Genomic DNA, 7,892 nt, shown 5'->3' on the forward strand with positions numbered 1-7,892 from the left:
CCTTGACATCACTGTCGGTGAGGCGGCCACACAAAGTGGACCAGAGCCTCTGAGCGGGAGTCGTTTCGAGGCGTGCGGGGGAGTCACTGGTTGGCTCCCGGCGTGATCGATCGCGATGACTTTCGATGTCGCTCGCTTGCCCGCTGGCCGGTCCCTCCCTTCGCCGTCCGCTCGCGGTTCGGCGGGCCGGGCGGGGGGTGGGGCCCCTGCCTGGCTGTGGCTACGGTGCGGTGCCGGTGGCGTTCGGGGGGTCGAATACGCAGAACTCGTTGCCCTCGGGGTCGGCGACGACGATCCAGCGGAAGCCGTGTTCGCTGAGTTCTTCGGAGAGTCTGGTAGCACCGAGCTGTTCCAGGCGGTTGACCTCGGGCATCAGGTCCGCGGTGCCGAAGTCGAGATCGAGGTGCATGCGGTTCTTGCCGTGTTTTGGTTCCGGGACGTGTTGCAGGAGCAGGGACGGTGCAGGAGCGGGCCCGACCAGGCTCAGGTAGGGAGGTCCGTGGAAGCCGCGCCGGTAGTCCAGCGGCGCGAGCGCGGCAAGCCAGAAGTCGGCCTGCGCTTCGGTGTCGGCACAGTCCAGGGTCACAACGATCTGCATGGCGGAACGGTAGGTGGCTTGGCCTGCCCTGACGATCCATTTTCCGGCAGCCCTGAGCGTGTTCTTTATGGTCGGCGACTTCGTTGAGGTCAGCAGCGCACGCGGGCGGTGTCGCCGTCGATACGGACGATGCACTCTTTGAAGAGCGCCAGGGGCCGGCCTTCGTCTTCGGGAACCAGTGTGAGTCCGAGGTCCATGATGGGCTTGACGGCCTGTGCTGTTCGAGAGCCGTCGGGGTCCGGGCCGCGGAGGGCCGCCCAGCTCTCGAACAGCGCACGGACTTCTTCCCATCCGGGTCCGGGGACGAAGTGGCAGAGGAACGTTGGCTGGTCGACTGCGTACTGCCGTAGCTCGCCGATCCCGGTGTCGCCCTGTGTGAGCCACCACTTCACTACCGCTCCCTTCAGCTCGGACAAGACACCGCAGGACTGGCAATCCACCTCTCACAGAGCGGCTTTGAGCTGGTCCATACCGCCCGGACCAAGACGCTGCCGGGCCCGGCTGCAGGCGGTGACGGGCCGGCTGGAGCACGTGGAGGCGTACACAGTGCGCCTGCAGGATTGCACGCCCGAGGGCGTGGCCGGCCCTGGATGCCGCCGTCGTCCTGATGACCATGGCGTTGCCCTATGAGCTGCATCCGTTGTGGCGGGAGGAGTCGCGCCCCTAGCCTCGCATCCGCTGCTCTTGCCGCGGTTGCGGCTGGTGCACGCACGCATGTGGCCGGCTGGCCGGGTCCGTCGCCCCTGGCGGGCTGTGCGCAATGCGCCCCGCCGACCGTCCCTGCGTCCGGGCCGGTCATGGCATGCAATCGATTTCGAGATGGCCGGCATGAGTTCCGCGGCCGCATCCCGCCGTGTTGCGGGGAACCTCTGGCGGCTGGTCAGCGGCCGACGGTCTTGGCCCGGCAAACCTACGGGGCCGCGTGGTGCGGTCGGCTGGCGGGCCCCGGCAGGAGCCGCAGCCGGCCGGTGCGGCGTTGCCGCCACCGCGGTGATCGAACGCTCCGCCTGATTATGCGCGCGAGTCGAGGAAGCGCACCATGCCTTCTCGAATCGCCTCGATGGTCTCCGCCCGTCCGGGGTTGGCAGACAGCCTGAACGGCCGGTATTGGCAGACGAACTGGCCGCGGGGCCAGAAGCTGCGGGGGAACTTCCAGCGGCGGGACATCTCTCTGCCTGTGTAGGGTTCGATCAATGTGGCTCCGTCGGCCATGAGGAACAACGTGTGGCTCGACCAGCTCTCACCGTCGTCGTGGTAGGACGAGAACAGCCATCCTCTGCCCAGAACTGTGCGGGTGGGGCGGCGTTCCGTTCTCTCCCGCAGCTTCACGACCTTGAAGTCGTACACCGGGATGGTGGGGACGTTGCGCCGGCGCAGCGCCTCCGCGAATTCGGCCAGCAACGCGGCCAGCGGTTCTGCGCCCTTTGCCGCGGCCTCTTCTTCACGCCGGCGGGTGCTTTCCGCCCGGGCCTGGCGCTGCTCTTCGCGACGCCTGGCATCGTCTTCGAGGCTCACAGCTCAACGCTACAGCTCGACGGCGGAGTTGGGGAGCCGATGTGCAGGAGATGGAGCCGTGCACAACCCCGGCTGTGCAGGACGGGCGGAGGGGCGTGCACAAGATGCCGGACTCTCCAAAGAGACAAAGCCCTCCGTAGCACAGACGGCAGCCGACGGCGTCCGCGACGGCATCCAGAAGGGCGTGGCACCGACGAGCAGGGAGCTGGCCTCCTCCGTCGAGCCGTTCGTCGCGCGGGTATGAGTCGGCGACGTCCTCATCGCGCCGCAGCCTGTCCATCGGGTCTCTCACCCTCTTCGCCGTGGTAGCAGCCGGGGTGCCTGCCCGTGCGATCTGCGCGGTCAGGGAAGATGCTTGCTCACCGGGACGGGGGGGGGTGGGACAACGGCGCCTCGGAAGCTGTATCGGTCGACGAAACAGCTCCGGGCAGGCCCGCCCGATGGCGACCTGCATGCACGGGCCGAGCACACCATCGGAATGATCGGTGCTCTTCACCGCGCCGCGGACCGCGAAGAACTGTGCAGGAGGTCGGTCGAGGCACGGGCGTTTCTCAACTCCTTCGTTGTGCAGGCTTCAGCCCAGATCAGGTAGAGGGCCGGCCCGGTCCTGCGCAGCCTCGGCACCCGGCCCCGTGCAGGGTCCCCGGCAGAGTCAGGCTGGGCTGCCGGCAGCGGTGCACCGTGGCGTGATCGCTCACGCGCGAACGGCTCTGCGCGGCCGCCGGTCCCGGCCCTGCGTGCAGGCCGTCCGCCGCGTTGACCGGTGCCCGTCGGACTGTCGCGCGGGCTTCCGGCTGCCCGGGGGCGTGGGCCAGCGCCGGGTCGAGGCCGCTCGTCGGTTCGTCGGGTACCAGCAGCCGCGCCCCCGGCAGCGGCAGGGCGAACCCGTGCGGGGTGTGCCCTGGCGCCGGACCGGAGGCGGCAAGACCCGCGGTGTGCGGGGGGCGACGCATGTGCGGGGCGGGGCTGTATCGCGAGGACGGGCCGGCGCGGCCTGCGGGCGGGGCCCGGGCCGTCCTCGCGGAACCGGCGGGCCGCGGCCCCGCCTGCGGTCGCCTGCCTGCCGCCCCGCCCGGATCCGGGTGGGGCCATGAGGGCACTGCAGCGCTGCGGGAACAGCCTGCCCGTCCCCGGACTGGCCCGTCACCGCGGCCGATCGGCTGGCTGGCAGGCGTCGGGCCGGGCTCGGGTTGCAGGGGGAGCAGGAGGAAGACGGGGGAGGCCGGGAAGGAACACAGGCAGGCCTCCCGCGACGCGGCGCCGGGCCGGCTTGGTGCCCGCAGGTGTGCCGGGAGACCGGCGACGGCCGCAGCACCGCACCCTGGCGCGGAGGGGAAGACCGGGGCTGATTCGCTGCGGGTGGCCGCGAGTTGCACGCCGCCGGTAGGGGTCGGCTGTCACAAGATGCCGGGCGCGCCGCGTTGCCGGCATTCTGTCGCGGGTCGTTAGATCGTCCCCGGTGCCTGCGTTGCCCGTGTCCTGGCCGGATAGCCGGTGGTGCGGGTCGGCGCCGGGGTGTCCTCGTGCTGCGCGCGGGTATCGGCCGTTCCCGCCTGGCCTCCATACAAGGCCAGGCGGGAACGGTTGCACTCGCTCCCAACTTCTCGGCACGGGAGCGGCTTCCGGATGGAAGGCCGACACCTCTGGGTGTCAGGTTCCAATTGATGGGCGCCTGGGGCGCCGTCGCAAGGGGAACCCGGAATAACCACGCGAAGGCGTGCCGGGCTGCCCTCACTTGCGCAGGATCCGGTCATTCGTGCGCATTCAACGACCTGCATTGTTCCGTGAATCACTGATCACGTGGCGTAACAGCGCGCGCCGCTCCATGCTGTTGCCCTCCCGGTGAGGCGGGCTCGGCACCCTGCCGCCCCGGGTGCTCTGCGGTGCCCGGATGCGCCGCAGGGCTGCTTTCGTCCGCACCTCTGGAAAGAGATCAATGGAACGTACGTATTTGGGGCTCGTCCCGACGGCCGCAGCGGTTGTTGCCTGGAGCGTCGCCGCGGCGGCGTCCGGGCGGGCCGCTGTGATCGCCGCTCTCGCACCAACCCCCGGGCCGGCGGTGCACCGCCGGCCCGCGGTGCAGCAGATCACGGGTGCTGTCCGGGCGGACGGCCGGCGCGGCACCGGCTTGGGGGCGTCGCTGCGGGACGAGGGGGGCAACGCCCCGTGACGACCCCTCCCGATCCGCCAACGCCGTCCGGACGGCCCGGACGCAAGCTCGGGCCGATAGCGCCCGGCGTGGGCACCACCCATCAGGCCTGGCTGAACCCTCTGCGGGGCGCCTACCTGGAGAGCGGACTGACGCTGAGCGAGCTGAGCGTGCGGGTCCGCCTCGCCAAGTCCAAACTGTCCGAAATGCTGCGGGGGATGGGGCTGTACCCGCGCTGGGAGATCGTCCTGAGTCTGGCGGCCGAGCTGAAGCTGCCCGACTGGCCGCTGTACCGGCTGTGGCGGCAGGCCGCTCTCGAAGAGGCCCGCAAGAGCCGGGAGTGGGTGGAGCGCTCCGGCGAGAAGACGCTGACCGCCGCCCCTGGAATCCCGCCCCTGGACCTGGCGGCCTTCCGCGAACTGGTCGAAGAACACTACTGGTTCTACGCCTCGTGCTTTCTGGACGATCTCAGGTGCCAGACCGCTGTCGACGACACCTTCGACATCTTGTGGCTGCGCTGGAACGAAGCACTCGCCAGCCCCGACACGCGGCGCTTCGCCTGGAGCATCGTGCGCACCACCGTGATGTCGCGCACTCCGCATCACGACTGCCGGCCCAGCCTGGGCGGGGCCGTCTTCGACACCGCCGCGCTGCGCTCGCGCACCACGCCTGCCGACCGCCTGCGGCAGTTGACCGAGAGCCTGGAGCTCTTCGCGGCGATCAGCCGCCTGCCCGACAACCAGCTCGACGTCATCGTCCTGCGCTACCTGTGCGGGATGAGCGACCGGGCTGCCTCGGCGCTCCTGGGCCTGCCGCTGGCGTCGGTGCACTCCGATGAGCGGCACGCCAGCCGCTACCTGGAGGGCCTCATCAACCCTGCCTCCGCCGAAGGGGACACCGCATGACAGCCATCGCCGACCTGCTATCCAGGGCCCTGCTCGTACGCGATCGCACCGTGCCGCGCGACATCGTCCCCCTCTCCCGGGCGGACCACACCCCGGCCGGGGCTCCCGCCGGCAGACAGCACCGGTACACGGAAGCCGCCGAGAACCTGCGCTCCCTGTGCGAGACCCTGGTCGTGCACACCCCTGCCTCCGCACTCGCGGACTTCGTCACCGAGCAGGTCCCCCAGCCGCGCAGCGCGCTGGTCCTGGCCTGCCTGCTGCAGCTGACCGAGACCGGCGACGGCGCACGGGCCTGGTGGGAGTACGCCGCCGGGGCCGGGCAGGCCGTGGCCGCCTACTGCCTCTACCTCCACCACCTCTCCCTGGGGGAGGAAGAGGTGGCGGCCTGGTGGCATGGCCAGAGCGCCGACGACGACTACACGCTGCCGACCGAACCCCAGGCCCAGGAGGAAGAGGTGCCCGAGGTCGAGTGGCACCCGGGTGTCCGCCAGGCCACCTCCTCCACCGCCACCATCCTGCGGGTCCTGCGCAATCTGGCCCGGACTCCCGGGCGCAGGCCCCATTCCTGGGCCGTCAGCCAGCTGATGGCCTACGTGCCCACCGCCGTCGCCGTCGGCTACTTGCGCCAGCCCGACATCGCCCTGCCCGTGCCGGGCCGGGACTTCGCCGCGCAGATCACCGCGCGGCTCAACACCCAGCACTGCACCATGTGGGAGGACACCCGGAGCACGGACCCGGCCGGCGAACACACCGGGCCGCAGCCGGCCGGCCCGCACGGCACCGCCGGCGGCCTGCCCTTCCTGCGAGGGGAGTTGGGGCAGACCGCACGTCACTGACCGGGACGCCTGGTCCGCAGCCGCAGGACGGCGCTCCCCGACGCCGCCGGCCGCCGGCGCGCGGGAGAGCCCCTGCGGGCCTCGGGGCGTGCGCTTCCCGCCAGGCAGATGTCACAACTCCCGCCCGTCCATGCACTGTTGTGGGTGCACGGACGGTGCGGCTCACCTCGGCAGCGAGGACAGACAGGAGACAATGCAGTGGATCCCGTGGTCGTCGGGGGAGCGGTGACCGTATGCGTCAGTGCGGTGAGCGCCGTGGTGGAGACCGCTCACTGCCTTGCGGCTGTGCGAACAGGGTTGGTGCGGATCACCGGGGGGACCGGCCGCCCGACGCCTGCGCAGTGCCGTCCCGGGGGCCCGGCCGGGGCGCAGTCGGCCTTCCTGCCCCGCCCTGCCTGCGGGCCCCGGGCAGGGGGTGCAGGTTATGGACACGGCAGCCGGCAGTGAAGCCGTCGTGGCCGAGCGCGCGGACGAGACGTGTGTCCCGCTGCCCGGCAGAGACCTGGCCGAAGCTCTCCACTGCGCCCGGTACCCCGCACTCGTGTGCTTCCTCCTGCTCAACGGGGCGTCCTGGAACAAGGCCCGGGACGCCGCCCGGGATGCCTTCACCCAGATGTGCGCACCCGGAGTGTCCGTCTCCCGCCCCGAGGCCTGGCTGCGCACCGTGGCCCGGCGGTCCTGGGTACGCCAGCAGGTCAGCGCCCAGGACTGCTGCGCCGAAGTGCCGGAGCCCGCCGCGGTCCTGCAGTGCCTGACCCGCGCCCGGGCAGCCGAGACCGGCGAGGAGCAGCGCCGTCTCATCGCGCTGCTGCTGACCCTGCCGGCCAGGCCAGCGCTGCGCGCTGGCCTGGCACCTCGACGGCTTCACCGCGCAGGAAAGCGCCCGGGCCATGGGCACCACGCAGGCGGCCGTGCGGCAGAACCTCAGCCGCGCCCGCACCGCCCTCCAAACCGCACTGTCCCTGGAAAAACCATGCGACGACGACACGACGAGGGGAGCACCATGAGCAAGAGCCCGCCGCCGCCCACGACCGCCGGCATGATCCTCAACGCCCTGCTGGAGTCGGCACACGCGCAGCTGGCCACCGCCGTGCACGACCGGCTGACGGCCGGGGACGCCCCCCGGAGCTCGCCCGCCCCGGCCGGGCCCTGGACCGTCTGCCGGCCTCGGCCCACCGCGAGATCGGCACCGCCGTGGCCATCCGCCTCGACCAGCAGCACCCACCGGCCCCGGCCGGCAACCCGGCGGAACCTGGCCCGCGCGGCGCGGACCGCAGTCTCAAAGACCGCCCCGCCCGGGTCCGGCTCGAGCACCGTGACCAGACGCTGCACATCCTGGTCCGGTACTGGCCCGGCGATCTGGCCGCCGCCCTGCGCACCGCCCTGCGCATCCTCGGACAGCTGGACGCCCCGGGCAGCCAGGACCAGCCCGCCGCTGCCCCCGGTGACGTGGCCGGGCAGCTGGTCCGGCGGCTGGACGAACTGCTGCGCCTGCCCCGCCCCGGCAGCGCGGCCGCACGGCATCGTGCCGGGTACCTCGCCGCGGCCGGAGGCCGGCTGGCCCGCGCCGCGGCCGAGCTGTTCTGCGTCGTGCGAAGAGCTGGTGCCCCTCCTGCAGAGCGCCCCCGCCGGCGACGGCGGGGTGAGTCTTGTGGCCCGGGACCTCGTCGACGGCCTGGAGCACGCCTGCCGCACCGCACAGGAGTCGGCCCGCGGCCGGGCCGAAGTGGAGGCGGCCAGCAGCGACTTCACCGGCGCCGACCTGCGCGATGCCGACCTGGAGGGGGGGGCCCCGCCAGTGTGGGCGCCCCCGAGAGGCGCGCACCATGCCCAAGCGCGGTGGTGGCGGGGGTCCGGACGGCGCCCCGGGTGTTGGTGGGGGTTAGAGA

General features: G+C 71.9%; 6 protein-coding genes. 3 read left to right on the plus strand and 3 right to left on the minus strand.

The features are described from left to right. Positions 1-220 precede the first annotated feature (220 nt). The 3 genes from ABZ906_RS39815 to ABZ906_RS39825 form a co-directional block, all read right to left on the minus strand. Positions 221-598, minus strand: coding sequence for a VOC family protein (locus tag ABZ906_RS39815; protein WP_361391136.1), 378 nt, complete (start codon positions 596-598; stop codon positions 221-223). Between the two features lie 89 nt (positions 599-687). Further along, complete coding sequence (locus ABZ906_RS39820; protein ID WP_361391139.1) at positions 688-1,014, minus strand: hypothetical protein; 327 nt, start codon at positions 1,012-1,014, stop codon at positions 688-690. A 595-nt stretch (positions 1,015-1,609) separates the two neighbouring features. Then, positions 1,610-2,113 (minus strand): hypothetical protein, encoded by a 504-nt coding sequence (locus ABZ906_RS39825; RefSeq protein ID WP_361391142.1) that lies wholly within the window; start codon positions 2,111-2,113, stop codon positions 1,610-1,612. 2,238 nt (positions 2,114-4,351) lie between these two features. Here ABZ906_RS39825 and ABZ906_RS39830 point away from each other — a divergent pair. The 3 genes from ABZ906_RS39830 (at position 4,352) to ABZ906_RS39840 (ending at position 7,010) form a co-directional block, all read left to right on the plus strand. After that, positions 4,352-5,167: a sigma-70 family RNA polymerase sigma factor gene (locus tag ABZ906_RS39830; protein ID WP_361391145.1), complete on the plus strand. Its 816-nt coding sequence runs from the start codon at positions 4,352-4,354 to the stop codon at positions 5,165-5,167. Next, entirely contained in the window at positions 5,164-6,003 is an 840-nt protein-coding gene (locus tag ABZ906_RS39835) for a hypothetical protein (RefSeq protein ID WP_361391148.1), read from the plus strand. The genes ABZ906_RS39830 and ABZ906_RS39835 overlap by 4 nt, the downstream gene beginning before the upstream one ends. A gap of 842 nt (positions 6,004-6,845) precedes the next feature. Beyond that, positions 6,846-7,010 (plus strand): sigma factor-like helix-turn-helix DNA-binding protein, encoded by a 165-nt coding sequence (locus ABZ906_RS39840; protein WP_361391174.1) that lies wholly within the window; start codon positions 6,846-6,848, stop codon positions 7,008-7,010. Positions 7,011-7,892: the final 882 nt, after the last annotated feature.

The sequence above is a fragment of the Streptomyces sp. NPDC046925 genome (genome assembly GCF_040644915.1).
Classification (GTDB): Bacteria; Actinomycetota; Actinomycetes; order Streptomycetales; family Streptomycetaceae; genus Streptomyces.

What these genes read in the sequence shown, in the direction of transcription:
- ABZ906_RS39835 (WP_361391148.1), top strand. Translation starts at nt 5,164, where the DNA reads ATGACAGCCATCGCCGACCTGCTATCCAGGGCCCTGCTCGTACGCGAT.
- ABZ906_RS39815 (WP_361391136.1), bottom strand. Translation starts at nt 598, where the DNA reads ATGCAGATCGTTGTGACCCTGGACTGTGCCGACACCGAAGCGCAGGCC.